The sequence below is a fragment of the Pseudomonas sp. EMN2 genome, assembly GCF_009650555.1.
Taxonomy (GTDB): domain Bacteria; phylum Pseudomonadota; class Gammaproteobacteria; order Pseudomonadales; family Pseudomonadaceae; genus Aquipseudomonas; species Aquipseudomonas sichuanensis.
The window spans coordinates 62761-87236 of record NZ_VZZR01000034.1 but is presented as its reverse complement, the minus strand read 5'-3'; the positions used below and the strand labels follow the sequence as shown (position 1 = coordinate 87236).

Below are 24476 nucleotides of genomic sequence, written 5' to 3'. Positions count from 1 at the left end.
GGGGTCAGGCCGGTTCTGCCACGGGCGCCTTGGCCACCGAGCAGAGGCGCACCGAGTCGGCAAGAATCTCGATGGCCTTGGGCCGCGGGAAGCTGGCGCGCCAGGCGATGGCCACGGTGCGGAACGGCGCCGGTGAGGTCAGCGGGCGAACCTCGATGACACCGGGCGCGTAGTGGTGGCTGTGCACCGCCGACAGCGGAAGAATCGACACGCCCAGGCCGGAGGCGACCATGTGGCGGATGGTTTCCAGCGAGCTGGACTCGACCGTGGTGTGCTTGGCGCCTTCGCCGCCCTTGTTGAGGGTGGGGCAGGCCTCCAGTACCTGGTCGCGGAAGCAGTGGCCTTCGCCCAGCAGCAGCAGGCTCTTGTCGTTGAGCATGGCGGTGTCGATGGTCTTTTTCGCGGTCCACGGGTGGTCGGCCGGCATCAGCGCGCAGAAGGGTTCGTCGTACAGCGGCAACGTCAGCACGTCGGCTTCATTGAACGGCAGGGCGACGATCACCGCGTCCAGCTCGCCATTGCGCAGCTTTTCGCGCAGCACGTGGGTGAAGTTCTCTTCGATGTACAGCGGCATCTGTGGCGCCACGCGGTGCAGCTGCGGGATCAGGTGCGGGAACAGGTAGGGGCCGACGGTATAGATGGCGCCAACCTTGAGCGGGGCAGTCAGCTGGTTCTTGCCGGCCTGGGCCAGTTCGCGGATACCCTGGGCCTGTTCCAGGACCTTCTGCGCCTGGGCGACGATGCTCTCGCCGACCGGCGTGAGGCGTACCGCGCTCTTGCTGCGCTCGAAAATCAGCACGCCGAGCTCGTCCTCGAGCTTCTTCACCCCGACCGACAAGGTGGGCTGGCTGACGTGGCAACGCTCGGCGGCGTGGCCGAAGTGCTGCTCCTGGGCGAGGGTGACGATGTAGCGAAGTTCGGTGAGGGTCATAACGTGCGTCCATGAAGTTGCGGCCCCAGCATAGCGGCTGCAATTGATAGACGCACGTTATCAGACTTGCTGTTTTGTGACAGAAACAAAAGCGTCAGCGTCGGTCCAGCGAGTAGACGAACGGTGCAACGACTTCGATCGTGCCATTGGTCAACAGCTCGGCCGGAGGTTTGGGAACCGTGCCGGCCCGGCGGATCATTTCCATTGTGGCCCGGTCCAGCGCCGCGCTGCCCGACCCACCCGCCATCGAGAACGAGACCACCTTGCCTTCGGCGTCGACGACGAAACGCAGGCGGTTGATGCCCTGCAAGCCGCGACGGCGAGCGTCCTCGGGGTACTTCTTGTACTTCGCCAGGTGGCGCAGCAGGTCGCTCTGCCAGCTCGGCAGGGCATTGCTGTTCGAGGCGATGCTCGGTGCCGGTGCCGCCGACTTCTGCGGTGGCGAATTGCTCGGCGGAGTATCCGCGACGTCTTCCTTGGCCGGCGGTTCGTCCTTGGGCGGCTCAGGCTTTTTCTCAGGCTTGGGCGGCTGCGGCTTGGCCTTGGGCTTGGGCGGCTTGGGGATGGCGATTTTCGGTTTTGGCGCTTCTGCCAGTTTCGGCAGCGGCGGTTCCTCGACCGGGGTCGGCGGCTTCGGTGCGGCCTTCGGCGGTGGCGGCGGTGCGGGCTCGGGCAGCGGTGCCAGCTCGACCATCATGGCTGCCGGTGGCAGCTCGATGGCCTGGGGCACCGACCAGTTGAGCGTCAGCACCACGGCGACCACGTGCACGCCCAGCACGATGGCCAGGCTGGTGCCGTAGCGCGCCATGTTTGAGCGCGTTTTCGTCATTTCTTGGCTGCCGTCTCGAGCCCGACCAGGCCAACCTTGAGGTAGCCGGCGGCGCGCATGGTGTTCATCACTTCCATCAGGTCGCCGTAATCGACGCCTTTGTCAGCCTGGAAGAAGATGGTGGTTTCCTTGTCGCCCTTGGTCTTGGCATCGAGCATCGCGCCAAGCTGATCCTGCTGGGCCACCAGGTCATCGCCGAGGTACAGCTTCTTGTCGGCCTTGACGCTGACGAACACCGGCTTCTCCGGCCTCGGCGCCGGCTTGGCGGTCGAGGCGGGCAGGTCGACCTTGATGTCGACCGTGGCCAGGGGGGCGGCGACCATGAAGATGATCAGCAGCACCAGCATCACGTCGATGAACGGCGTGACGTTGATTTCGTGGTTCTCGGCGAGGTCGTCGCCACCTTCGTTCAGATGCAGGCCCATGGCTTACCCCACTTTCACCATGTGCGGGGCGGCGCGCTCGCCACCTTGGTGGTCCAGGTCACGGCTGACCAGCAGCAGTACCTGAGCGGAAGCGTCGGATACCTGCGCCTTGTAGCCGGCGATGGAGCGGGCAAAGACGTTGTAGATGACCACCGCCGGGATTGCCGCAACCAGGCCCAGGGCCGTGGCCAGCAGGGCTTCGGCGATACCCGGGGCAACCACGGCAAGGTTGGTGGTCTGCGTCTTGGCGATGCCGATGAAGCTGTTCATGATGCCCCACACGGTACCGAACAGGCCGACGAACGGCGCGGTGGAACCGATGGTGGCCAGCACGCCGGTGCCGCTGCTCATGGTGCGACCGCTGGCGGCTACCAGGCGCTCGAGGCGGAAGCTGACACGCTCCTTGATGCCTTCTTTTTCACGGGCGTTGGCCGACAGGCGCATCTCTTCGAGAGCGTCGTGCACCAGGGTGTGGGCCAGGGTGCCTTCCTTGTTGGAGACTTCGCTGGCTTCCTTGAGGCTCACCGAGCGCTTCAGGGCCGCGATTTCACCACGCAGGCGACGCTTGGCGCCCATCAGCTCGAAGCCTTTGGCGATCCAGATGGTCCAGGTGATGATCGAGGCGATGGCCAGGCCAATCATCACGGCCTTCACCACCACGTCGGCGTTCTTGTACATGCCCCATGGGGACAGGTCGTGGGCCATGCCCAGCGAGGTGTCTTCGACCAGCGGCTGCACGTTCTCGTCCACTGGAGCCTGGGCGTCCACCGGCGCGGTTGCGTCCACCGGCGCCTGGCCTTCAGCGGCCGGCGCAGCCGGAGCGGTAGCGGCGGCCGGGGTAGCGGCGGCGGTAGCGGTTGGCTCATCGGCCATGGCCACGGGTGCCAGCACCAGGCTGAACATCAGCGCGGCAATGGCGCGCCAGGCGCGCGACGTGGTTGGCGAAGCGGAAGGTTGAGTGCGTGTCATGCTGGCCGGACCTGATGAAGAGGAAAAGATGGAGTTCTCCAGGGCCTCGAAACAGGCCGAGAACAGACAAGACCGCCATTATTGCAATTAATTCTTGTTAACAAAAGTAATGAGATTGCTTTTTTTGACCTTGGTATAGCCGTTTATCGCCGGAACCCTATAGCCTGCTCCTATAGGAATAGGAGTTTTGGCATGTCAGACGTATCTGCTTTGATCGTAGGTTGTGGTGATGTCGGCAGTCGCCTCGCCCGCCAACTGCTGGCTCTCGGCTGGCAGGTCAGCGGCTTGCGGCGCTCGGTCCAGCAGTTGCCCAAAGGGGTCGAGCCCATCGCCGCCGACCTGTCCGACCAGCGTATGCCGGCTGATTGGCCCGAGCGCAACCCGGACTACCTGGTGTACTGCGTGGCTGCCAGCCAGCATGACGAAGCCGGCTATCAGGCAGCCTACGTCGAGGGTTTGCGGCATGTACTGGCTTGGCTGCAGCGCGGCGGCAAACTGCCTCGTCGGCTGCTGTTCGTGTCCAGCAGCAGCGTTTTCGCGCAGAAGGACGGTGAGTGGATCGACGAAACTGCCAGCACCGAGCCTGAGGGCTATTCCGGCAAGGTGATGCTTGAAGCCGAGCAGCTCGCCCTCCACAGCGGCATCCCCGCCAGTGTCGTGCGCCTGACGGGTATCTATGGTCCGGGGCGTGAGTGGTTGCTGAGTCAGGTGCGGCAGGGCTATCGCGTTGTCGAGGAGCCGCCACTGTATGGCAACCGGATCCATGCCGAGGATGCTGCGAGCCTGCTGGCGTACCTGCTGCAGGCCGATGCCCGTGGTGTGGTGCTGGACGACTGCTATATCGGTGTCGACGACGACCCGGCGCCGCTGGCCGATGTGGTGGCCTGGCTGCGGGGGTACATGGGTGTTACCGAGTGGTCGGATGACCAGCGGGTGCGGCGTACAGGCAGCAAGCGCTGCAGCAATGCGCGGATTCGCGGGTTGGGCTGGGTGCCACAGTATCCCAGCTATAGAGAGGGGTATGCCGCCATTCTGGAGGGGCGTGGCTGAGGTTTGTGGCCCTATCGCGGGGCAAGCCCGCTCCCACGTTCATGGTGAGATATTACCCTTCAGACCGTGGGAGCGGCGGTGCGCCGCTGCGACTTGCCCCGCGATGAGCGTTAGTCCTTCTCCAGCACCCACTGCCGGGCGCCGGCAGCCAGCTCGGGCATTTCATCGGGCTGGGCACGGTTAACTGCCCGGAAGATCTCCAGGGTGTCGCCATCGCGCTTGAAGATCCACGGCGCGCCGCGCTGATTGCGTTCCAGCCACATGCTGTCGTTGCCGCCGCCCATGGTCGCGCAATCGCCCGCCAGGCACACGGCGAAGCGGTCAACCCCAGGCAGCCCGGTGACATTGCCGGTGTCACTGAAGCGCACGGTAGTGCCTTGGCCCTGGCCCTCGACGATCTTCCAGTCACCATCCAGGAAGGCTTTGTACAGTGCCTTCTCGAAGCTGCCGCCCAATGGGGTGTTGCTTGCCGCTTCGCTGCGCACGAAGCGCTGCTCTGCGCCTGCCGGGTTGATGACCCGAAGCTCGTCGCCATCGAGCTCCAACTGTTCGGTCTGGCCACCGTCAAAGCTGACCTGCCAGTTGTTCTTGTTGGCGCTGAGTCGGCCGTCGACCGCTTCGAAACCATTGCTGAAGCTGGCTTTCTGGCTGGCGACATCCAGCTTCCATTCGAGCTCGATGCCATTCTTGTTCAGCGGTTCACTCACGCGGCCGCTTTTGACGACTGCGTCGATGGCGTCCTGGTTGATCCAGGTGCCGTTGAAATCTTCAGGTTTGTGGCTGGCGCAGCCGCCCAGGAGCAGGGCTGCCAATGCCAGAGGCAATGCGTGGCGCATGGGGAGAACCTTGGGGCAGGAGGGGCGGTGACGGGCGTGCCGCCCGTCACTCGGGGTATTACTCGAGGACCAGAATGGCGTCCATTTCAACCTGGGCGCCTTTTGGCAGCGCTGCCACGCCGATGGCGGCGCGGGCAGGGTAGGGCTGTTCGAAGTAACGGCCCATGACCTCGTTGACCTTGGCGAAGTGGCTCAGGTCGGTGAGGAAGATGTTCAGCTTGACGATGTCCTTGAACGAACCGCCAGCAGCCTCGGCGACCGACTTCAGGTTTTCGAACACCTGGACGGTCTGGGCTTCGAAGCCTTCAACCAGTTCCATGGTTTTCGGGTCGAGCGGAATCTGGCCCGACATGTAGACGGTGTTGCCGGCCTTGATCGCCTGGGAGTAAGTACCGATGGCGGCAGGGGCCTTGTCGCTGGTGATGACAGTCTTGCTCATGATGACTCCTTGCGGTTGGCGGACTACGCACGCGTCCGGGTGATGCGGACCACCCCGGTCAAGGTGCGCAGCTTCTTGATCACGCGGGCCAGGTGCACGCGGTCGCGCACGCTGACCACCAGTTGGACCACGCTGATACGACCGTCGCGTTCGTCCATGCTGATTTTTTCGATGTTGCCGTCGGCGGCGTTGACGCTGCTGGCCAGCAGGGCGATCAGGCCGCGCTGGTGCTCCAGCTCGACGCGCAGCTCGACATTGAACTCGCCAGCGACATCCTTGGCCCAGGAGAGCTGCAGGCACTTCTCCGGGTTGTGACGGATTTCACTGATGTTGCGGCAGTCTTCCAGGTGCACGACCATGCCCTTGCCCGCCGACAGGTGGCCGACGATCGGATCGCCGGGGATCGGCGTGCAGCACTTGGCGTAGCTGAGTACCAGGCCTTCGGTGCCGCGGATCGTCAGCGGGCCTTCCGGTGCCGGCAGCTCCTCGCCGTCGGCAGACAGCAGGCGGCGGGCGACCACATAGGCCATGCGGTTGCCCAGGCCGATGTCTTCGAGCAGGTCTTCGATCAGCTCCAGGCGGTACTCGGCGAGAATCGCCTGGATGCGTTCCTGGGGGATCTTCTCCAGGCTGCTGTCGAAGCCGGTCAGGACCTTGTTCAGCAGGCGCTCGCCGAGGCTGATGGACTCGGAACGGCGCTGCTGCTTGAGGGCATGACGGATGTGCGTGCGGGCCTTGCCGGTCACCACGAAGTTGAGCCACGCCGGGTTCGGGCGGGCGCCCGGGGCGCTGACGATCTCCACGGTCGAGCCGCTTTGCAGCGGTTCGGACAGCGGCGCCAGGCGGCGGTTGATGCGGCAGGCGATGCAGCTGTTGCCGACGTCGGTGTGCACCGCGTAGGCGAAGTCGACGGCGGTGGAGCCTTTGGGCAGCTCCATGATCCGGCCTTTGGGGGTGAAGACGTAGACCTCGTCCGGGAACAGGTCGATCTTCACGCTCTCGATGAACTCCAGCGAGTTGCCGGCGCGCTGCTGCAGTTCGAGGATGCCCTTGACCCACTGGCGGGCGCGGGCGTGGCTGCCCTTGGGCTGCTCTTCCTCGTTGGACTTGTACAGCCAGTGCGCGGCGATGCCGTTGTTGGCCATCTCTTCCATTTCGCGGGTGCGGATCTGGATTTCGATGGGCACGCCGTGCATGCCGAACAGGGTGGTGTGCAGCGACTGGTAGCCGTTGGCCTTGGGGATCGCGATGTAATCCTTGAAGCGCCCAGGCAGCGGTTTGTACAGGTTGTGCACGGCGCCCAGCACGCGGTAGCAGGTGTCGACCTTGTCGACGACGATGCGGAAGGCGTACACGTCCATGATTTCGGTGAAGGCGCGGCGCTTGCCACGCATCTTCTTGTAGATGCCGTAGAGGTGTTTCTGCCGTCCGCTGACCTCGCCCTCGATACCGTCGGCGGCCAGGCAGTTGGCCAGCGAGGTTTCGATCTTGGCGACGATCTCCTTGCGGTTGCCACGGGCGGCTTTCACTGCGCGGTGGATCAGCGAGGAGCGCATCGGGTGCATGGCCTTGAAACCCAGGTCCTCGAACTCCACGCGCACGGTGTGCATCCCCAGGCGATTGGCGATGGGGGCGTAGATCTCGAGGGTTTCCTTGGCGATGCGCCGGCGTTTTTCGCCGGACAGCACTTCCAGCGTGCGCATGTTGTGCAGGCGGTCGGCCAGCTTGACCAGGATCACGCGAATGTCGCGGGCCATGGCCATGGCCATTTTCTGGAAGTTTTCCGCTTGCGCTTCGGCCTTGGTCTCGAAGTTCATCTGGGTCAGCTTGCTGACCCCGTCGACCAGCTCGGCGACGGTTTCGCCGAATTGCTGGCTCAAGGCTTCCTTGGCGATGCCGGTGTCTTCGATCACGTCGTGCAGCATGGCCGCCATCAGGCTCTGATGGTCCATGTGCATGTCGGCGAGGATGCTGGCGACCGCCAGCGGGTGCGTCACGTAGGGTTCGCCGCTGCGGCGGCGCTGGCCGTCGTGGGCTTGTTCGGCATAGAAGTAGGCCCGACGAACCAGGTTGACCTGTTCGGGGCCTAGATAAGTCGACAGCCGTTCGGCAAGGGCTTCTATACCCGGCATGGTTTCACCTCTTGCGAAAGAAGAGGGCCTTGCGCCGCACGGTGTCGACTGGGCATCAATCAGACGGCCTCGTTGTTCTCGTCCTCGAACGCGGCGAATACCGGATCCTCGGTGACGATTTCTTCGGCGGCGATGAATTCGTTGGTGACGATGCCTTCGGCGATTTCACGCAGGGCGACGACGGTTGGCTTGTCGTTTTCCCACGCTACGCGTGGCTCTTTGCCGCCGGTAGCCAGCTGGCGGGCGCGCTTGGTCGAGAGCATGACCAGCTCGAAGCGGTTATCCACGTGTTCCAGGCAGTCTTCAACAGTTACGCGGGCCATGGTCTTCCTCAGTAGCAAATGCGGTAGGCGTGCGCCCATGAATGGGCAGGCGGACTCGATAGTTTAAAAAATCACCAGCCAATAGGGAAGGACTGTTTTATCTGGTGACCCATCGCAAGCACCCCGCGGGAGCGGGCTTGCCCCGCGAAAGCGCCGGAACAGACAGCATCAGGCCTGAGGCTGACAATAACGTCACCCAGCCCGCGAACACAACAGCCTCACAGCATCGCGTCGCGCAGCCGCGGGGTCAGCTCCTCGAACAGGGTCTGCACCGAGCGCAGCGCACGGCAATCCGGGCGGGTCAGCAGCCACAACTGGGTATCGCAGCCGGGCAGCGGGCCGCTCAGCGCATCCACGCCCGGTAGCGCGTGGACCATGTAGTCGGGCAGTGCCGCCACGCCCAGGCCGGTGCTCACCAGCTGGGCAATGGTCGACATGCCGCTGCACTGGTAGCGCGGGCTCAGCCCCGGGTACTGCTGGTTGCGCCAGACCACGGTGGCGTGGTCCTGCATGGAGTCGTCCGGGGCGATCCACGGCACGCTGGTGGGCGAGCTGTCGAGGCGCTCGCGCAGCTCGGGCCGGCCGCAGATCACGTAGCTGGTCGAGCCCAGGCAGCGGCCGACCAGGTGCTCCGGCGGTGTGTTGGTCAGGCGCAGGGCAATGTCAGCGTCGCGTCGGCTGAGGTTGGCGAAGGTGTTGGAGGTGCCCATTTCCAGCGACAGCGCCGGGTAGTTGGGCATGAACTCGGCCAGTGCCGGCAGCAGCAGGCTGTGCAGGACCGCCTCGGTACAGGTCAGGCGCACCGTGCCGCTGACCACCTGTTCGCCGCTGGTCAGGGCGATGCGCGCGGCATCCAGCGCCTGTTCGGCACGCTCGGCCTGCTCGGCCAGGGCCTGGGCGGTGTCGGTGGGCAGGTAGCCCTTGCGGCTCTTGACGAACAGCGCGGTGCCCAGCGCCGATTCCAGCCGGCGAATCGAGCGGAACACCGTCGAAACATCGACCTTGAGCAGTTCGGCAGCCTTTGCCAGGGAGCGGCCGCGTTCCAGGGCCAGGACCAGTGACAGGTCCGCATGGTTGATCTGATATTGCATTGGTGCACGCTCTGCTTGCCGAATTGCCAATGTCTAGTTGCGTTTGAGCCATTTTATAGTGAAACGGCCGACAGGAATCAATGCAGCCGGTCGGCAACCAGCCCCCAACGATGGGCCAGTGAAAAGAACAACAGTAATTCCATCGTCGCCTTAGCAGGCGTCAGCCGTATCCCCACATCGCCGCTCCGAATCAAAGGATGTACAGCCATGACGTCGGTCTCCCCGTGCGCCAGTTCTTCCCGCGAGATGAATGAATTCCTGGAAGCCCATCCGGACACCCAGTACGTCGATCTGCTGATCTCCGACATGAACGGCGTGGTGCGCGGCAAGCGCATCGAGCGTGCCAGCCTGCACAAGGTGTACGAGAAAGGCATCAACCTGCCGGCCTCGCTGTTCGCCCTCGACATCAACGGTTCGACCGTCGAAAGCACCGGCCTTGGCCTGGACATCGGCGACGCCGATCGCATCTGCTTCCCGATCCCCGGCACGCTGTCCGACGAGCCGTGGCAGAAGCGCCCCACCGCCCAGCTGCTGATGACCATGCACGAGTTGGACGGTGCGCCGTTCTTCGCCGACCCGCGGGAAGTGCTGCGCCAGGTGGTGAGCAAGTTCGACGACCTCGGCCTGGATATCTGCGCCGCGTTCGAGCTGGAGTTCTACCTGATCGACCAGGACAACCTCAACGGCCGCCCGCAGCCGCCGCGTTCGCCGATCTCCGGCAAGCGCCCGCAATCGACCCAGGTGTACCTGATCGACGACCTCGACGAGTACGCCGACTGCCTGCAGGACATGCTCGAAGCCGCCAAGGAGCAGGGCCTGCCTGCTGACGCGATCGTCAAGGAAAGCGCCCCGGCGCAGTTCGAAGTGAACCTGCACCACGTCGCCGACCCGATGAAGGCCTGCGACTACGCGATTTTGCTCAAGCGCCTGATCAAGAACGTCGCCTACGACCATGAAATGGACACCACCTTCATGGCCAAGCCCTACCCGGGCCAGGCGGGCAACGGCCTGCACGTGCACATCTCGCTGCTCGACAAGAAGACCGGCAAGAACATCTTCGCCAGTGACGACCCGCTCGAAAGCGACACCCTGCGCCACGCCGTCGGCGGTGTGCTGGAGACCATGCCGGCGTCGATGGCCTTCCTCTGCCCGAACATCAATTCGTACCGCCGTTTCGGTGCCCAGTTCTACGTGCCCAATGCGCCGAGCTGGGGTGTGGACAACCGCACGGTGGCGGTGCGCGTGCCGAACGACAACCGCGACAACGTGCGTATCGAGCACCGCGTGGCCGGCGCCGATGCCAACCCGTACCTGATGCTCGCCGCGATCCTGTCCGGTATCCACCATGGCCTGACCAACAAGGTCGAGCCGGGCGCGCCGATCGAGGGCAACTCCTACGAGCAACTGGAGCAGAGCCTGCCGAACAACCTGCGCGATGCCCTGCGCGCGCTGGACGACAGTGAAGTGCTCAACCAATACATCAGCCCGGACTACATCGATATCTTCGTGGCCTGCAAAGAGAGCGAGCTGGCCGAGTTCGAAGTGTCGATCTCCGACCTCGAGTACAACTGGTACCTGCACACGGTGTAAGCCCATGAGCGCAATTGCGGTCCCCTTGATCGGTGTCAGCGCCTGCCGTCAGCAGGTGGGGAAGAACTCGTCGCACACGGTGGGCGACAAGTATGTCGAGGCCGCAGGCTTTGCCGGCCTGCCGCTGATCCTGCCGGCCCGTGATGGCGGCAGCGACACGCAGGCGCTGCTGGCGCAACTCGACGGCATTCTGTTTACCGGCTCGCCTTCCAATATCGAGCCGCATCATTACAATGGCGCGCCCAGCGCGGCAGGCACCCGCCACGACCTTGCGCGTGACCGCCTGACCTTGCCGTTGCTGCAGGCGGCGATTGCCGCCGGGGTACCGGTGTTCTGCATTTGTCGTGGTTTCCAGGAACTGAACGTGGCCCTTGGCGGCAGCTTGCACCAGCGGGTGCAGGAGTTGCCCGGCTACCTGGACCACCGTGAACCTGAGGACGCACCCCTGGAGGTGCAATACGGCCCTCGCCACCCCGTCGCTGTTGCACCTGGCGGGTTGTTCGAGCGCCTGGGCCTGGCGGCGCAGTTCGAGGTCAACTCGCTGCACAGCCAGGGCATCGACCGTCTGGCCCCTGGCCTGCGTGTCGAGGCACGGGCCCCGGATGGCCTGATCGAAGCGGTGTCGATGCCGGATGCGCCGGGCCTGGTGCTCGGTGTGCAGTGGCACCCGGAGTGGCGTTACGCCGAAAACCCGGTCTCGCTGCGCCTGTTCGAGGCGTTCCGCGAGGCCTGCATTGCCCACGCTGCACGGGAGGGTGTGCGCTCGAAAACATTCGGGCGTTAGCCGAAGGTCGAGGATGACCGTGCCCCCACCGCAAGCTTTCAATGAGTGAAAGCGGGCCCTCTACGGCGGGCCTGTGAGAACAATTCCAATAGTTACGGCAAATACTCATGAGCAATTACACAGAAGCCGGCCGCCCACCTGATGTGGCAGCCGACTCGGGCAACAACACCCAAGCCGCCAGCAAAGGCCTGGCCAAGGGCCGCCTGGGCCTTTTGGCCAGCGTGGTGCTGGGCATCTCCACCATTGCCCCGGTCTACACCCTGACCGGCGCCCTCGGCCCGACCGTGCGCGAAGTCGGCGCCCACCTGCCGGCGGTGTTCATCGTCGGCTTCCTGCCGATGCTGCTGGTGGCCCTGGGCTACCGCGAGCTGAACTCGGCTGAGCCGGACAGCGGTACTTCCTTCACCTGGTCGGCGCGGGCGTTCGGCCCGATGATCGGCTGGATCGGCGGCTGGGGGCTGGTGGTCGCCACCACCATCGTGCTGTCCAACCTGGCGGGCGTGGCCGTCGACTTCTTCTACCTGTTCCTGGCCCAGATCACCGGCACCCAGGAGCTGGCGGCCCTGGCAGACAACCTGCTGATCAACGTCACCACCTGTTGCGTGTTCATCGCCCTGGCGGTGTGGATCTGTTGTCGCGGCATGGCGACGACCATGACGGTGCAGTATGGCTTGGTGGCCCTGCAACTGATGGTGCTGATCGGCTTTGCCTTCGCCGCGTTCAGCGAGTCCACGGCGCCGCCGCCGCTGGCCTTCGACCTGGCCTGGTTCAACCCGTTCGGTGTCGAGTCGTTCTCGGCGTTCGCCGCCGGCCTGTCGTTGTCGATCTTCATTTTCTGGGGCTGGGACGTATGCCTGACCGTCAGTGAAGAGTCCGTCGGCAGTGACGAGGTGCCGGGCAAGGCGGCCACCTGGACCGTATTGCTGATCCTGATGCTGTACCTGCTCACCGCCATCGCCACCCTGCAGTTCGCCGGGATCAGCGACAGCGGCCTGGGCCTGGGCAACCCGCGTATCCAGGAGAACGTGTTTGCCCACCTGGCCGGCCCGGTGATGGGCCCGCTGGCCATCCTGATGTCCATCGCCGTGCTGGCCAGTACGGCCGCATCGCTGCAGTCGACCTTCGTTTCGCCGGCGCGCACCCTGCTTGCCATGGGTTACTACGGCGCCGTGCCGCAGCGCTTCGCCAGCGTCTGCCCGCGCTCGCAGACCCCGCGTTACGCCACCATCTGCGCCGGCGTCGCCGCGGGCCTGTTCTACGTGACCATGCGTACCCTGAGCGAGAACGTGCTGGCCGACACCATCACCGCCCTGGGCATGATGATCTGCTTCTACTACTCGCTGACCGCGTTCGCCTGCGTGTGGTACTTCCGCCACAGCCTGTTCACCAGCCTGCGCCACTTCTTCATGCGCGGCGTGTGCCCGCTGTTGGGTGGGGTGATCCTGTCGGTGATCTTCGCGCGCACCGCGATCGACAGCGCTTCGCCGGACTTTGGCAGCGGCTCGCATGTCGGCGGGTTGGGGTTGGTGTTCGTGATCGCAGCGATCATCTCGGCGCTGGGCATCGTGCTGATGCTGCTCTCGCGGTTGCGGGCGCCGGCGTACTTCCTGGGGGCTACCCTGCGTCAGCAGGCGACCATTCAGTTGCAGGAATAAAGGTAGGAGCAGTCATCGCGGGGCAAGCCCGCTCCCACGCATTTCGTAGGAGCGGGCTTGCCCCGCGATGTTGTTTCAGCCGACCAGTTGTTTCAGCAGCGCCTCATGGCGCTGTTGTTGTTTCTGGAGCAACAGCCGGTTCGAGCGGAACACCGCTTTCAGGTCATCCAGCGCCACGTCGAAGTCGTCATTGATGATGACGTACTCGTATTCGTCGTAGTGCTCCATCTCGCTGACCGCTTCCTTCATGCGCCCGGCAATGATTTCTTCGCTGTCCTGACCGCGGCCGTCCAGGCGCTGGCGCAGGGCCTGCTGGCTGGGCGGCAGGATGAAGATCGAGCGCGCCTCGGGCATCAGCTTGCGTACCTGCTGGGCACCTTGCCAGTCGATCTCGAGGATCAGGTCGAAGCCCTGGTCGAGGGTTTCCTGCAGGGCGCTGCGCGACGTGCCGTAGAAGTTGCCAAACACCTCGGCATGCTCGAGGAAGTCGCCCTGGGCGATCAGTGCCTTGAATTCCTCGTGGACGACGAAGTGGTAGTTCACCCCGTGCGCCTCACCCGGGCGCATGGCGCGGGTGGTGTGGGAGACCGACACGCGAACGTGTGGATCCTGCTTGATCAGCTCGGTAACCAGGCTGGTCTTGCCGGCGCCGGACGGTGCCGAAATGATGTAGAGGGTGCCGCTGCTGTGGTTCATGGTCGGGGGTGGCCTTACTCGATGTTCTGTACTTGTTCACGCATCTGTTCGATCAACACCTTCAGGTTGACCGCCGCCTGCGTGCTGCGTGGGTCAAAGGCCTTGGAGCCCAGGGTGTTGGCTTCGCGGTTGAGCTCCTGCATCAGGAAGTCCAGGCGCCGGCCGGCGGCACCGCCCGACTTGAGCACCCGGCGCACTTCGGTGACGTGGGTGCTGAGGCGGTCGAGCTCTTCGGCGACGTCGCTCTTCTGTGCCAGCAGCACCATCTCCTGCTCGAGGCGCTGCGGGTCGAGCTCGGCCTGCATGTCGCTGAAACGGTCGAGGATCTTCTGCCGCTGCACGGCCAGCATCTGTGGCACCTGGGTGCGCAGGGTGGCCACTTCGCTGGCCATGCTGTCCAGGCGTTCGTTGATCAGCCGGGCCAGTTCGGCACCTTCACGCAGGCGTCCGGCCTTGAGCTCGGCCAGGGCTTCGTCGAACAGGGCGATGGCTTCGGCGTTGAGGGCCTGGGGGTCGCTTGCGTCGGCCACCAGCACGCCTGGCCAGGCCAGGACTTCCAGCGGGTTGAGCGGCGCCGGCTGCTTGATCAGGCTGGCGACGGTCTCGGCGGCGGCGACCAGTTGCGCGGCGCGTTCACGGTCAACCTGCAGCGGCTTGCCGGTACTGTCTTCGTTCAGGCGCAGGGTGCATTCGACCTTGCCCCGCGACAGCCCTTGGCGCAGGCCTTCACGCACTGCGCCTTCGAGGTCGCGCAGTGCTTCGGGCAGGCGCAGGTGGGGTTCGAGATAGCGATGGTTGACCGAGCGCAGCTCCCAGACCAGGGTGCCCTGGCTGCCGGCGCGTTCGGCGCGGGCAAAGGCGGTCATGCTGTGCACCATGGGGAGTACCTCGCGTAATCGGGTGAGCGGGGGAGCCTTACGGCTGCAAGGCGCAGGATTGTAGCGCAGTGCGGCCCGGGCGCCCAATCCGGCCATGCTACCGCTGCCCCGCAGCCGTGGTCGGAAAAGGCGACAGGCTGCGCCGGGTGCGACGATAGGCATGTCTTCGCGGGGCGACGGGCTCTATAATGCTCGGCAGATTTAAAGTCCCGGTACAGGTATCCCAGATGAAACGTCCAAGTGGTCGCGCCGCCGATCAGCTCCGCTCGATCCGCATCACCCGCAACTACACCAAGCACGCCGAGGGGTCGGTACTGGTCGAGTTCGGTGACACCAAGGTCATCTGCACGGTCAGCGTCGAAAATGGTGTTCCCCGCTTCCTCAAAGGCCAGGGCCAAGGTTGGCTGACCGCCGAGTACGGCATGCTGCCGCGTTCCACCGGCGAGCGTAACCAACGTGAAGCCAGCCGTGGCAAGCAAGGTGGTCGCACCCTGGAAATCCAGCGCCTGATCGGCCGCTCCCTGCGCGCTGCGCTGGACATGAGCAAGCTCGGCGATATCACCCTGTACGTCGACTGCGACGTGATCCAGGCCGACGGCGGTACCCGTACCGCTTCGATCACCGGTGCCATGGTCGCCCTGTGCGATGCCCTGGCCGTGATCAAGAAGCGCGGCGGCCTGAAGGGCGGCAACCCGCTCAAGCACATGATCGCTGCCGTATCGGTGGGCATGTACCAGGGCGAAGCGGTGCTCGACCTCGACTACCTGGAAGACTCCGCCGCCGAGACCGACCTCAACGTGGTCATGACCAGCGCCGGCGGCTTCATCGAAGTGCAGGGCACCGCTGAAGGCGCGCCGTTCCAGCCGGAAGACTTCAACGCCATGCTGGCGCTGGCGCAAAAAGGCATGGGCGAGATCTTCGAGCTGCAGAACGCCGCACTGGCCGACTGATCGCTCAGCCAGACACAAAAAAGCCGACTTCAACGTCGGCTTTTTTGTGTCTGGCGTGGCTTAGATGGTCAGCGTCCAGTCGTAGTCCACGATCAACGGCGCGTGCCGGGAGAAGCGTGGCTGGCGCGGCAGGCGCGCATTGCGCACGAAGCGGCGCAGGCCTGGGGTGAGGATCTGGTAATCGAACCGGTAACCCAGGTTGAGCATCTCGGCCTGCTCGTTGTCCGGCCACCAGCTGTACTGGTCGCCTTCACGGCTGACTTCGCGCAGCGCATCGACGTAGCCCATTTCGCCGGTGATCGCGTCCATCCAGGCGCGCTCTGGCGGCAGGAAGCCGACCGACTGCTGGCTGTCGCGCCAGTTCTTGATGTCGAGCTTCTGCTGCGCCACGTAGAACGAGCCGCAATAGATGTATTCGCGACGCTTGCGACGCTGTTTGTCCAGGTACTTGGCAAAGTCGTCCATCAACTTGAACTTCTGGTTCAAGTCTTCATCGCCGTTCATGCCCGAAGGCAGGAGCAGCGTGGCAATACTTACCTTGTCGAAATCTGCCTGCAGGTAACGCCCGTAACGGTCAACTGTCTCGAAGCCCAGGCCGGTGATGACTGCCTTGGGCTGCATGCGCGAGTAAAGTGCCACGCCACCTTGGGTGGGCACCTCCGCGTCGCAGGCGTAAAGGAAATAGCCATCGAGCTGGAAAGCTGGGTCGTCGAGTTCAAAGGCCGAGGCGCGGGTATCCTGAAGACAGATGACGTCGGCATTCTGGGCTTGCAACCAGCTGAGCAATCCACGCTCGGCTGCAGCCTGAATGCCATTCACGTTCACACTGATGATCCGCATAAATGGCCCCAAAAATCTCGTGCGTGTATGATACCCGAGCTCAACACATTTAGCTAAATCCGTGGTGTCCGGGACCTTTTATGCAGCCGTATCAGCGCGACTTCATTCGTTTTGCCATCGATCGCGGCGTTCTGCGCTTCGGTGAATTCACCCTGAAATCGGGGCGTACCAGCCCGTACTTCTTCAATGCCGGCCTGTTCAACACAGCTTCCGCTCTGGCGCAGCTGGGGCGTTGCTACGCGGCGGCCATCGTCGACAGCAAGATCCCGTTCGACGTGCTGTTCGGCCCGGCGTACAAGGGCATCCCCCTGGCGGCGGCCACGGCGGTGCAACTGGCCGAGCACCATCAGCTCGACGTGCCATGGTGCTTCAACCGCAAGGAAGCCAAGGACCACGGCGAAGGCGGCAGCCTGGTTGGCGCCCCGCTGGCCGGCGACGTGCTGATCATCGACGACGTGATCACTGCCGGCACCGCCATCCGTGAAGTGATGCAGATCATCAACGCCCAGCAGGCCAAGGCCGCTGGCGTGCTGATCGCACTGAACCGCGAAGAGCGCGGCAACGGCGAGCTGTCGGCGATTCAGGAAGTCGAGCGCGACTTCGGCATTCCGGTGGTCAGCATCGTGTCGCTGACCCAGGTACTGGAGTTCCTGGCCGACGATCCGCAGCTCAAGCAGCATTTGCCGGCGGTCGAGGCGTATCGCGCCCAGTACGGCATCTGACGCGAACGTGCAAAGAAAAGGCGACCCTAAGGTCGCCTTTTTCATTTCTGCGCATTCAACGGCTGTTCGGGTAAGGGTCCTGCATCGCATCGCCCTGGCCGCTCAAGATCGTCCAGCCACGCAGCGGGTGGGTAGCGGGCTTGAAGTGGGGGCAGGGTGGAAGCGAGGTCTTGCTCTGATTGGAGTATTTGTGGCCGCAATCTGCGCACGAGTAGGTGCCAGCGGATACATCGCTGCCGTATTTGACCAATGCTTTCTGCGTCATAGCTGCATCTCCTTTGTGGGAAGCGGCAATGATAAGCAGCCGATGGTGACAGCGGTTGTAGTATGCGTCCGTCGCTTTAGTAGGACCTTTCCCGCCGTAAAGCACGCTACGCGGAGATGAAAAAGGCGACCCCTGGGTCGCCTTTACTGTGTCAATCCGTGCCGTACTTAGGCGAACGAGGCCCGTACAGGATCCCGCCGTTAGGATTAGGCGACAGCAGGCGTGCGCTGGTCATGCCGGCAATCGGGTAGCCGGCGTCATCCTGCACGCTGCTGATGATCTGGTTGATCGCCGCAGCCACCAGCATGCCGATCAGGCCGCCCTGGTTCTGTCGGCCTTCCTCGCTCGACGCGGTGGCGCTGCCGGTCCACAGGGTGGCGCCGGTCTTGAGGTCGACCAGCTTGGCGTTGGCGGTGACGATGGTCGCGCTGCTGATGATCATGTAGCGGGTACCGTAGTCGCTGACGGTGACGTACAGGCCCGCGTCGGCGCCAAAGATCTCGTGCAGCTTGCTGGTCCGCAACTGGTGGATGTCGGCCGGCGTGGTCATGCCGTTCTGGCGGAAAGTTTCGTCCACCAGTGCCACCGGCATCACGTAGTAGCCCGCTTCGGCCAGTGGGTAGGTGACCTGGGAGAGCATGCTGTAGGTCGCCTTTACGTCGGGCGATTCATTCAGCGGCGGCAGGATCAGGATCGATTTTGGACGGCTCTGCTTGTAAGCCGAATAGTCGATGGTCTTGCGCTCGGCACAGCCAGCGAACAACGCCAGCACACAGGCACCGACGATCAGTTGGGTCAGGCGCTTGATCACTGTTTGGCCCCTTTGCTGGCGTTTTTCATCAGGAAGTCCATGTAGGCCGTCGACTCAGGGAACAGCGCCTTCTCGGTGCGGAACTGCTGAATCATCTGGTCGTCCTTGCCGAGGCTGGAGTACAGCAAGCCCAGCTGTGCGTGATAACCCGGCGGCACCGCGCCGTTCTTGGCCTTGATCTTCTCCAGATCACGCTCCAGGGCGGTGATCTGCTCTTCCTTGGCGTCACCTTTGAGGTAGCTGTACACCTGGGGCTGATAGCTTTCCCACTGATACAGCGGTTTTTGCGAGTTGCAGCCGGCCAGCAGCGCGCTGCCCAACAGCAGGGCGGCGACGGTGCGCCGGCCTTGGGGGAGGATGGTCATCGAGCGTCTTCCTTGTCGTAATCCAGGTATTACTGGGCTTGTGGCTTCCACTGGCCGCCTTCGACGGCACCTACCAGCTTGTTGACCGCTTCGCGCATGGCCAGGTCGAGGACCTTGCCGTTGAGGGTCGAGTCATAGCTGGCGGTGCCGCCGAAGCCGATGATCTCGCGGTTGGAGAGAGCGTATTCACCCGCACCCTGGCTGGAGTAGACCACTTCCGAGGTGCTGATATTGACGATGTTCAGCGCTACCTTGGCGTAGGCGATCTGGGTTTTGCCGCGGCCGAGGATGCCGAACAGCTGGTGGTCACCGACTTCCTTGCGGCCGAATTCGGTGACGTCGCCGGTGACCACGAAGTCGGCGCCTTTCAAGCGCTGAGCCTGGCCCTTGATGGCCGCTTCCTGCTGGATCTCGCCCATGTTGTCGCGGTCCAGCACGTTGAAACGGTTGGTCTGCTGCAGGTGGGTGATGAGGATGGTCTTGGCCTGGCCACCCAGGCGGTCGACGCCGTCGGAGAAGATGCCGCGCATGTAGCTGGAGCGGTTGTCGAACTTGCCCACGGCAATCGGGGTGCGCACGCCGCTGTAAGGGCGGTTGACGCTTTCGACCTGTTGCACGGCAACAGCGGTGGAGGTTTCAGTGGCACAGCCGGCGAGGGACCCGACAGCCAGGGCGGCTGCCAGCACGAGTCCGTGTGATGCGTATTTCACGCGATTTCTCCAGGTAAATAAAAACTATTTGCAACAAGGCTGCATTCTGCCACGTTGGTTCGATAGCTTAACCAGTAAATTGATGGCAAAAAATGAAAAAAGATGGCTCAAGGCCATCTTTTGCAAATATCCGATCGAATGCACCGCGGGCGGTGCAGCGATCCGGCCAAGTCGCTCCCATAACCACTCATGCAGAGGGTTGGGAGCGGGCTGTTCGGATAACTACACCGCCCGCGATAGAGTTACAGCTGGATCAGTGACGCTTGCGATTGGTGATCAAGGTGCCCACGCCGCTGTCGGTGAAGATCTCCAGCAGCACTGCGTTAGGCACGCGGCCATCGATGATGTGCGAGCTGTTCACGCCGCCCTGCACCGCCTCCAGCGCGCACTTGATCTTCGGCAGCATGCCGCCATAGATGGTGCCGTCGGCGATCAGTTCGTTGACCTGTTCGGTGGTCAGGCCGGTCAGTACCTGGCCTTGCTTGTCCATCAGGCCGGCGATGTTGGTCAGCAGCATCAGCTTCTCGGCCTTCAGCGCTTCAGCGACCTTGCCGGCGACCAGGTCGGCGTTGATGTTGTACGACTCGCCGTTCTTGCCCACGCCGATCGGCGCGATCACCGGGATGAAGTCGCCTTTGACCAGCATGTTCAGCAGGTCGGTGTTGACGCTCTCGACCTCGCCGACATGGCCGATGTCGATGATTTCCGGCTGGGTCATCTCCGGGGTCTGGCGGCTGACGGTGAGCTTGCGCGCACGGATCAGCTCGGCATCCTTGCCGGTCAGGCCGATGGCGCTGCCGCCGTGGCGGTTGATCAGGTTGACGATGTCCTTGTTGACCTGGCCGCCCAGGACCATTTCCACCACGTCCATGGTCGCCGAGTCGGTGACGCGCATGCCGTCGATGAAGTGGCTCTCGATCGACAGGCGCTTGAGCAGGTCGCCGATCTGCGGGCCGCCGCCATGCACGACCACCGGGTTGATGCCCACGGCCTTCATCAGCACGATGTCACGGGCGAAGCCGGTCTTGAGCTCCTCGCTTTCCATCGCGTTGCCGCCGTACTTGATCACCAGGGTCTTGCCGACGAAGCGGCGAATGTAAGGCAGTGCTTCGGACAAAACCTCGGCTACATGGGAAGCGGCATCGCGATCGAGGGTCATGCAGGGCTCCAGGTAAGGAACGGATAGTCGTCAGAACGGCAGTTGCAGGTCTGGTTGGACCCGCAGCAACTGCGTGCGGAATACAGCCTTGATACGGTCGAGTTCTGCCGCGCTCTCGGCCTCGAAGCGCAGCACCAGCACCGGTGTGGTGTTGGAGGCGCGAACCAGGCCCCAGCCGTGGGCGTAGTCGACCCGCACACCGTCGATGGTGGTCAGGTTGGCATCGCCCCAGTCGGCGTCGCGTTGCAGAGCATCAATGATGCTGAATTTACCCTCGTCGGTCACATCAATGTTGATTTCCGGCGTGGAAATATCATCGGGGAACGCGGCGAACAGCTCTTCGGCGCTTTGCCCGGCCTTGCTGAGGATCTCCAGCAGGCGCGCGGCGCTGTAGATACCGTCGTCGAAACCGTACCAGCGTTCCTTGATGAAGATGTGACCGCTCATCTCGCCGGCCAGCAAGGAGCCGGTCTGTTTCATCTTCTTCTTGATCAACGAGTGGCCGGTCTTCCACATTAGCGCGCGGCCACCGTGCTGTTCGATCAGTGGGGTCAGACGGCGGGTGCATTTGACGTCGAAGATGATCTCGGCGCCCGGGTTGCGCGACAGCACGTCCTGGGCGAACAGCATCAGCAGGCGGTCGGGGTAGACGATGCTGCCGGTGTTGGTCACCACGCCCACGCGGTCGCCGTCGCCGTCGAAGGCCAGGCCGATATCGGCGCCGGTCTCTTTCACCTTGGCGATCAGGTCTTCCAGGTTCTCAGGCTTGCCCGGGTCCGGGTGGTGGTTGGGGAAGTTGCCGTCGACTTCGCAGAACAGCGGGATCACCTCGCAGTTCAGTGCCTCGATCAATTGCGGGGCGATCACGCCAGCGGCGCCGTTGCCGCAGTCGACCACCACCTTCAGGCGCCTGGCCAGCTTCACGTCGTCGACGATCTGCTGGTAGTAGCGCTCGAGGATCTCGACTTTCTCCACATGGCCTTCGCCACGGGTCAGGTCGTTGGTCTTAAGGCGAGTCAGCAGGGCCTGGATCTGTTCGTTGGCCAGGGTGTCGCCGGCGATGACGATCTTGAAACCGTTGTAGTCCGACGGGTTGTGGCTGCCGGTGAGCATCACGCCCGACTTGCCGGCCAGCACGTTGGCGGCATAGTACAGCGCCGGGGTCGGCACCAGGCCGACGTCGCTGACCTGGCAACCGGCCTCGACCAGGCCCTTGATCAGTTGCTCGACCAGCATCGGGCCGGACAGGCGGCCGTCACGGCCGACCGAGATCTGTGGTTCGCCCTGGGCGAGGGTCTGGGCGCCGATGGCGCGGCCGATCCAGTAGGCGGTTTCGGCGTGCAGGGTCTTGCCGACCACGCCGCGGATGTCATAGGCGCGGAAGATGCTGTCCGGCAGTGCGGGGACCAGGTGGGCCATGTCGTTCATCTCTGGGGACTCCATAAGTCAAAGGCTTCTGGGCAGGCGCAAACTGAACGCTTGGACGGCGGTTTCGCCAGAGAGTTCGCCATCCATGGCCCGAACGGTCTGTTGTTGCCTCAGCGGGTACCCGAGTGACCGAAGCCGCCAGCGCCGCGCTGGGTCTCGTCGAACTGCTCGACGATGTCGAAATGCGCCTGCACCACCGGCACCAGGATCAGTTGCGCGATGCGCTCGCCGACGGTGATGGTGAACGGCGTGCTGCCGCGGTTCCAGCAGCTGACCATCAACTCGCCCTGGTAGTCCGAGTCGATCAGACCGACCAGGTTGCCCAGCACGATGCCGTGCTTGTGGCCCAGGCCCGAGCGCGGCAGGATCATCGCCGCCAGGCCCGGGTCGCCGATGTACACCGACAGGCCGGTGGGGATCAGCAGGGTCTGGCCTGGCTCGAGGACGGTGTCCTCCTTGAGCAGGGCGCGCAGGTCCAGGCCGGCGGAGCCGGGGGTGGCGTACTGCGGCAGGGGGAATTCGGTGCCCAGGCGTGGGTCGAGGATCTTGGCTTGAAGAGCGTGCATGTAACTTACTGAACCTGGTTGAGCCGTTCGGCGATGAAGGCAACCAGCTGGCGGGCGATCTTGCCTTTGCTGGTCTGCGCGAAGAGGGTTTGATGCTGCTGCCGGTCGATCACGGTCAGGGCGTTTTCCTCGCTGTTGAAGCCGATGCTGGGGTTGGCCACATCATTGGCGACGATCAGGTCGAGGTTCTTGTCCTTGAGCTTGCGCGTTGCGTAGTCGAGCAGGTGCTCGGTCTCGGCGGCGAAGCCCACACTGAACGGGCGATCGGCGCGGCCGGCAATGGTCGCAAGGATATCGGGATTGCGCACCATCTGCAGCAGCATGCCGTCGCCGGTGGTGGGATCTTTCTTGAGCTTCTGTGCGGCGACGACTTCCGGGCGGTAGTCCGCGACTGCGGCCGAAGCGATGAACAGGTCGCAGGGCATGGCGGCTTCACAGGCCGCGAGCATGTCCCGGGCGCTGACCACGTCGATGCGGCTGACCCGGTCGGGGGTCGGCAGGTGTACCGGGCCTGTCACCAGGGTCACCCGGGCCCCGGCTTCGGCGGCCGCCTCGGCCAGGGCAAAGCCCATTTTCCCTGAACTATGGTTGGTGATGTAGCGCACCGGGTCGATGTTTTCTTGGGTCGGGCCGGCGGTAATCAGCACGTGCTTGCCGGTCAGTGCCTGGCGCTTGAAGCTCTCGGCGGCGCACCAGGCCAGGTCGGTGGCCTCGAGCATGCGGCCAAGGCCTACATCGCCACAGGCCTGGCTGCCGGAGGCCGGGCCGAACACCTGGATGCCACGGCGCTTGAGCAGCTCGAGGTTGTCCTGGGTTGCCGGGTCGCGCCACATGGCCTGGTTCATCGCCGGCGCCACGGCGACGGTGGCATCGGTGGCCAGTACCAGGGTGGTCAGGAGGTCGTCGGCCATGCCCTGGGCCATGCGCGCCATCAGGTCGGCGGTGGCCGGGGCGATCAGCACCAGGTCGGCCCATTTGGCCAGTTCGATATGGCCCATGGCCGCTTCGGCGGCGGGGTCGAGCAAGTCCATGTGCACCGGGTGGCCGGACAGCGCCTGCAGGGTGAGCGGGGTGATGAATTCGGCACCACCACGGGTCATGACCACGCGCACCTGCGCGCCGTGTTCCAGGAGTCGGCGAATCAGCTCGGCGCTCTTGTAGGCGGCGATGCCGCCACCCACGCCGAGAACGATGCGCTTGCGATACAACCGCTGCATAGGCCTTGCCTTATTCCAGTGAAAGCGGGCGGCGACGGTGACTGCCTGCGGCAGATCGTCGCATTTTCGAAGCGAACTAGATTAACACAGCGCCCAAACGGGCCGTAGTGGCAGGCGAGGAGGGAGGATGAACATCAGGGAGTGGCCGGCCGAGGAGCGGCCGAGGGAGAAGTTGTTGCAGCGCGGCGCGGCGATGCTGTCGGACGCCGAGCTGGTGGCAGTGTTGCTGGGGTCGGGAGTTGCTGGGCGTAACGTGCTGGACTTGGCGCGTGGGCTGCTGGCGAAGTTTGGCGGGCTCAGGCCGTTCCTCGAGGCCGATCGCGTCCGGGTGCTGCGCGAGCCGGGCCTGGGGCCGGTGAAATACGCTCAGTTGCAGGCGTTGCTGGAGATCGGCAGGCGGTATCTGGATGAGGGCATCGAGCGAGCATCGGCGCTGGAGTCGCCGACATCGGTGCGGCGCTACCTGAAGTCGATGCTGCGCCATGAGGCCAGCGAGGTATTCGGTTGCCTGTTCCTGGATACCAAGCACCGGCCGTTGGCGTTCGAGATCCTGTTTCGCGGCACGATCGACCGGGCGAGCATCTACCCGCGGGAGGTGGTACGCCGGGCCTTGCTGCACAACGCGGCGGCGCTGATCCTGTGCCATAACCACCCGTCAGGCCATTGCCAGCCCAGCCAGGACGACGTGCACCTGACGCAGATGCTCAAGCGCTCGCTGGCGCTGATCGATGTACGGGTGATGGACCATGTCATCGTCGGTGATGGCGAGCCGCTGTCCATGGCCGAGCATGGGTGGCTGGCAGGCTAATCATCGC

26 protein-coding genes and 1 pseudogene are annotated in these 24476 nt (G+C 64.0%); 7 read left to right on the top strand and 20 right to left on the bottom strand.

From position 1 onward, the window contains the following. Positions 1 to 4 precede the first annotated feature (4 nt). From F6X61_RS11565 to exbB, 4 genes are all read right to left on the bottom strand, one after another. Entirely contained in the window at positions 5 to 931 is a 927-nt protein-coding gene (locus F6X61_RS11565; RefSeq protein ID WP_153786750.1) for a hydrogen peroxide-inducible genes activator, read from the bottom strand. A 94-nt stretch (positions 932 to 1025) separates the two neighbouring features. Beyond that, complete coding sequence (locus tag F6X61_RS11560; protein WP_153786749.1) at positions 1026 to 1760, bottom strand: energy transducer TonB; 735 nt, start codon at positions 1758 to 1760, stop codon at positions 1026 to 1028. Further along, a complete protein-coding gene (gene exbD, locus F6X61_RS11555) occupies positions 1757 to 2185 on the bottom strand; it encodes a TonB system transport protein ExbD (protein ID WP_110991985.1) in 429 nt (142 codons plus the stop codon). The genes F6X61_RS11560 and exbD overlap by 4 nt, the downstream gene beginning before the upstream one ends. Before the next feature lie 3 nt (positions 2186 to 2188). Continuing rightward, complete coding sequence (gene exbB, locus F6X61_RS11550; RefSeq protein WP_153786748.1) at positions 2189 to 3154, bottom strand: tonB-system energizer ExbB; 966 nt, start codon at positions 3152 to 3154, stop codon at positions 2189 to 2191. Between the two features lie 192 nt (positions 3155 to 3346). Between exbB and F6X61_RS11545 the strand changes: the two genes are divergently transcribed. Further along, positions 3347 to 4204 (top strand): SDR family oxidoreductase, encoded by an 858-nt coding sequence (locus F6X61_RS11545; RefSeq protein WP_153786747.1) that lies wholly within the window; start codon positions 3347 to 3349, stop codon positions 4202 to 4204. Between the two features lie 110 nt (positions 4205 to 4314). On the opposite strand, the gene F6X61_RS11540 is transcribed toward F6X61_RS11545, so the two are convergent. The 5 genes from F6X61_RS11540 to F6X61_RS11520 all read right to left on the bottom strand — a co-directional run bounded on the left by F6X61_RS11540 (position 4315) and on the right by F6X61_RS11520 (position 9025). Beyond that, positions 4315 to 5040, bottom strand: coding sequence for a hypothetical protein (locus F6X61_RS11540; RefSeq protein WP_153786746.1), 726 nt, complete (start codon positions 5038 to 5040; stop codon positions 4315 to 4317). A gap of 58 nt (positions 5041 to 5098) precedes the next feature. Beyond that, positions 5099 to 5479, bottom strand: coding sequence for a RidA family protein (locus F6X61_RS11535; RefSeq protein WP_110991989.1), 381 nt, complete (start codon positions 5477 to 5479; stop codon positions 5099 to 5101). A gap of 23 nt (positions 5480 to 5502) precedes the next feature. Further along, positions 5503 to 7611: a bifunctional GTP diphosphokinase/guanosine-3',5'-bis pyrophosphate 3'-pyrophosphohydrolase gene (gene spoT / locus F6X61_RS11530; RefSeq protein ID WP_153786745.1), complete on the bottom strand. Its 2109-nt coding sequence runs from the start codon at positions 7609 to 7611 to the stop codon at positions 5503 to 5505. A 59-nt stretch (positions 7612 to 7670) separates the two neighbouring features. Further along, entirely contained in the window at positions 7671 to 7934 is a 264-nt protein-coding gene (rpoZ, locus tag F6X61_RS11525; protein ID WP_003253383.1) for a DNA-directed RNA polymerase subunit omega, read from the bottom strand. Positions 7935 to 8152: 218 nt separating this feature from the next. Beyond that, entirely contained in the window at positions 8153 to 9025 is an 873-nt protein-coding gene (locus tag F6X61_RS11520; RefSeq protein WP_110991991.1) for a LysR family transcriptional regulator, read from the bottom strand. Positions 9026 to 9232: 207 nt separating this feature from the next. Between F6X61_RS11520 and F6X61_RS11515 the strand changes: the two genes are divergently transcribed. The 3 genes from F6X61_RS11515 to F6X61_RS11505 all read left to right on the top strand — a co-directional run bounded on the left by F6X61_RS11515 (position 9233) and on the right by F6X61_RS11505 (position 13054). After that, complete coding sequence (locus F6X61_RS11515) at positions 9233 to 10615, top strand: glutamine synthetase family protein (RefSeq protein WP_153786744.1); 1383 nt, start codon at positions 9233 to 9235, stop codon at positions 10613 to 10615. Between the two features lie 4 nt (positions 10616 to 10619). Next, positions 10620 to 11399 (top strand): gamma-glutamyl-gamma-aminobutyrate hydrolase family protein, encoded by a 780-nt coding sequence (locus F6X61_RS11510; RefSeq protein WP_153786743.1) that lies wholly within the window; start codon positions 10620 to 10622, stop codon positions 11397 to 11399. Between the two features lie 107 nt (positions 11400 to 11506). Continuing rightward, a complete protein-coding gene (locus F6X61_RS11505; protein WP_153786742.1) occupies positions 11507 to 13054 on the top strand; it encodes an APC family permease in 1548 nt (515 codons plus the stop codon). A gap of 75 nt (positions 13055 to 13129) precedes the next feature. On the opposite strand, the gene gmk is transcribed toward F6X61_RS11505, so the two are convergent. Next, positions 13130 to 13750: a guanylate kinase gene (gmk, locus tag F6X61_RS11500; protein ID WP_153786741.1), complete on the bottom strand. Its 621-nt coding sequence runs from the start codon at positions 13748 to 13750 to the stop codon at positions 13130 to 13132. 14 nt (positions 13751 to 13764) lie between these two features. Next, entirely contained in the window at positions 13765 to 14628 is an 864-nt protein-coding gene (locus F6X61_RS11495) for a YicC/YloC family endoribonuclease (protein WP_153786740.1), read from the bottom strand. Positions 14629 to 14855: 227 nt separating this feature from the next. On the opposite strand from F6X61_RS11495, the gene rph reads away from it, so the two are divergent. Next, complete coding sequence (rph, locus tag F6X61_RS11490; RefSeq protein WP_110991997.1) at positions 14856 to 15578, top strand: ribonuclease PH; 723 nt, start codon at positions 14856 to 14858, stop codon at positions 15576 to 15578. A 60-nt stretch (positions 15579 to 15638) separates the two neighbouring features. Here rph and F6X61_RS11485 read toward each other — a convergent pair whose 3' ends face one another. After that, complete coding sequence (locus tag F6X61_RS11485) at positions 15639 to 16418, bottom strand: exodeoxyribonuclease III (RefSeq protein WP_110991998.1); 780 nt, start codon at positions 16416 to 16418, stop codon at positions 15639 to 15641. An 80-nt stretch (positions 16419 to 16498) separates the two neighbouring features. Between F6X61_RS11485 and pyrE the strand changes: the two genes are divergently transcribed. Further along, positions 16499 to 17140, top strand: a complete 642-nt coding sequence (gene pyrE / locus F6X61_RS11480) for an orotate phosphoribosyltransferase (protein WP_110991999.1) — start codon at positions 16499 to 16501, stop codon at positions 17138 to 17140. Positions 17141 to 17195: 55 nt separating this feature from the next. Here the strand turns inward: pyrE and F6X61_RS11475 are convergent, their stop codons facing one another. From F6X61_RS11475 to coaBC, 8 genes and pseudogenes are all read right to left on the bottom strand, one after another. After that, a complete protein-coding gene (locus tag F6X61_RS11475) occupies positions 17196 to 17405 on the bottom strand; it encodes a hypothetical protein (RefSeq protein WP_153786739.1) in 210 nt (69 codons plus the stop codon). A gap of 151 nt (positions 17406 to 17556) precedes the next feature. Next, positions 17557 to 18204 carry a DUF799 domain-containing protein gene (locus F6X61_RS11470; RefSeq protein ID WP_256671352.1) on the bottom strand — a complete coding sequence of 216 codons (648 nt, stop codon included), beginning with the start codon at positions 18202 to 18204 and terminating at the stop codon, positions 17557 to 17559. Between the two features lie 8 nt (positions 18205 to 18212). Then, positions 18213 to 18581 carry a DUF4810 domain-containing protein gene (locus tag F6X61_RS11465; RefSeq protein WP_153786738.1) on the bottom strand — a complete coding sequence of 123 codons (369 nt, stop codon included), beginning with the start codon at positions 18579 to 18581 and terminating at the stop codon, positions 18213 to 18215. Between the two features lie 29 nt (positions 18582 to 18610). Further along, positions 18611 to 19291, bottom strand: a complete 681-nt coding sequence (locus tag F6X61_RS11460) for a CsgG/HfaB family protein (RefSeq protein ID WP_110992002.1) — start codon at positions 19289 to 19291, stop codon at positions 18611 to 18613. Between the two features lie 253 nt (positions 19292 to 19544). Further along, the gene (gene argB, locus F6X61_RS11455; protein WP_110992003.1) at positions 19545 to 20450 is read right to left on the bottom strand and encodes an acetylglutamate kinase; all 906 of its coding nucleotides are present in this window, start codon (positions 20448 to 20450) and stop codon (positions 19545 to 19547) included. Between the two features lie 30 nt (positions 20451 to 20480). Continuing rightward, positions 20481 to 21854: pseudogene (locus tag F6X61_RS11450) on the bottom strand (phosphomannomutase/phosphoglucomutase); the annotation flags it as partial. A 134-nt stretch (positions 21855 to 21988) separates the two neighbouring features. After that, a complete protein-coding gene (gene dut, locus F6X61_RS11445) occupies positions 21989 to 22444 on the bottom strand; it encodes a dUTP diphosphatase (protein ID WP_102684802.1) in 456 nt (151 codons plus the stop codon). Between the two features lie 5 nt (positions 22445 to 22449). Beyond that, positions 22450 to 23661: a bifunctional phosphopantothenoylcysteine decarboxylase/phosphopantothenate--cysteine ligase CoaBC gene (coaBC, locus tag F6X61_RS11440; RefSeq protein ID WP_110992005.1), complete on the bottom strand. Its 1212-nt coding sequence runs from the start codon at positions 23659 to 23661 to the stop codon at positions 22450 to 22452. Between the two features lie 127 nt (positions 23662 to 23788). Here coaBC and radC point away from each other — a divergent pair, with 127 nt between their 5' ends. Next, positions 23789 to 24469, top strand: coding sequence for a DNA repair protein RadC (gene radC / locus F6X61_RS11435; RefSeq protein ID WP_153786736.1), 681 nt, complete (start codon positions 23789 to 23791; stop codon positions 24467 to 24469). Positions 24470 to 24476: the final 7 nt, after the last annotated feature.

Excerpts from the sequence above, each read along its gene's own strand:
- exbD (WP_110991985.1), bottom strand. The coding sequence starts at position 2,185 with ATGGGCCTGCATCTGAACGAAGGTGGCGACGACCTCGCCGAGAACCAC.
- spoT (WP_153786745.1), bottom strand. The coding sequence starts at position 7,611 with ATGCCGGGTATAGAAGCCCTTGCCGAACGGCTGTCGACTTATCTAGGC.
- gmk (WP_153786741.1), bottom strand. The coding sequence starts at position 13,750 with ATGAACCACAGCAGCGGCACCCTCTACATCATTTCGGCACCGTCCGGC.
- F6X61_RS11515 (WP_153786744.1), top strand. The coding sequence starts at position 9,233 with ATGACGTCGGTCTCCCCGTGCGCCAGTTCTTCCCGCGAGATGAATGAA.
- F6X61_RS11485 (WP_110991998.1), bottom strand. The coding sequence starts at position 16,418 with ATGCGGATCATCAGTGTGAACGTGAATGGCATTCAGGCTGCAGCCGAG.
- dut (WP_102684802.1), bottom strand. The coding sequence starts at position 22,444 with ATGCACGCTCTTCAAGCCAAGATCCTCGACCCACGCCTGGGCACCGAA.
- pyrE (WP_110991999.1), top strand. The coding sequence starts at position 16,499 with ATGCAGCCGTATCAGCGCGACTTCATTCGTTTTGCCATCGATCGCGGC.
- F6X61_RS11475 (WP_153786739.1), bottom strand. The coding sequence starts at position 17,405 with ATGACGCAGAAAGCATTGGTCAAATACGGCAGCGATGTATCCGCTGGC.
- argB (WP_110992003.1), bottom strand. The coding sequence starts at position 20,450 with ATGACCCTCGATCGCGATGCCGCTTCCCATGTAGCCGAGGTTTTGTCC.
- F6X61_RS11495 (WP_153786740.1), bottom strand. The coding sequence starts at position 14,628 with ATGGTGCACAGCATGACCGCCTTTGCCCGCGCCGAACGCGCCGGCAGC.
- F6X61_RS11535 (WP_110991989.1), bottom strand. The coding sequence starts at position 5,479 with ATGAGCAAGACTGTCATCACCAGCGACAAGGCCCCTGCCGCCATCGGT.
- coaBC (WP_110992005.1), bottom strand. The coding sequence starts at position 23,661 with ATGCAGCGGTTGTATCGCAAGCGCATCGTTCTCGGCGTGGGTGGCGGC.
- F6X61_RS11465 (WP_153786738.1), bottom strand. The coding sequence starts at position 18,581 with ATGACCATCCTCCCCCAAGGCCGGCGCACCGTCGCCGCCCTGCTGTTG.
- F6X61_RS11540 (WP_153786746.1), bottom strand. The coding sequence starts at position 5,040 with ATGCGCCACGCATTGCCTCTGGCATTGGCAGCCCTGCTCCTGGGCGGC.
- F6X61_RS11545 (WP_153786747.1), top strand. The coding sequence starts at position 3,347 with ATGTCAGACGTATCTGCTTTGATCGTAGGTTGTGGTGATGTCGGCAGT.
- F6X61_RS11510 (WP_153786743.1), top strand. The coding sequence starts at position 10,620 with ATGAGCGCAATTGCGGTCCCCTTGATCGGTGTCAGCGCCTGCCGTCAG.
- exbB (WP_153786748.1), bottom strand. The coding sequence starts at position 3,154 with ATGACACGCACTCAACCTTCCGCTTCGCCAACCACGTCGCGCGCCTGG.
- F6X61_RS11520 (WP_110991991.1), bottom strand. The coding sequence starts at position 9,025 with ATGCAATATCAGATCAACCATGCGGACCTGTCACTGGTCCTGGCCCTG.
- F6X61_RS11560 (WP_153786749.1), bottom strand. The coding sequence starts at position 1,760 with ATGACGAAAACGCGCTCAAACATGGCGCGCTACGGCACCAGCCTGGCC.
- rph (WP_110991997.1), top strand. The coding sequence starts at position 14,856 with ATGAAACGTCCAAGTGGTCGCGCCGCCGATCAGCTCCGCTCGATCCGC.
- radC (WP_153786736.1), top strand. The coding sequence starts at position 23,789 with ATGAACATCAGGGAGTGGCCGGCCGAGGAGCGGCCGAGGGAGAAGTTG.
- F6X61_RS11505 (WP_153786742.1), top strand. The coding sequence starts at position 11,507 with ATGAGCAATTACACAGAAGCCGGCCGCCCACCTGATGTGGCAGCCGAC.
- F6X61_RS11565 (WP_153786750.1), bottom strand. The coding sequence starts at position 931 with ATGACCCTCACCGAACTTCGCTACATCGTCACCCTCGCCCAGGAGCAG.
- rpoZ (WP_003253383.1), bottom strand. The coding sequence starts at position 7,934 with ATGGCCCGCGTAACTGTTGAAGACTGCCTGGAACACGTGGATAACCGC.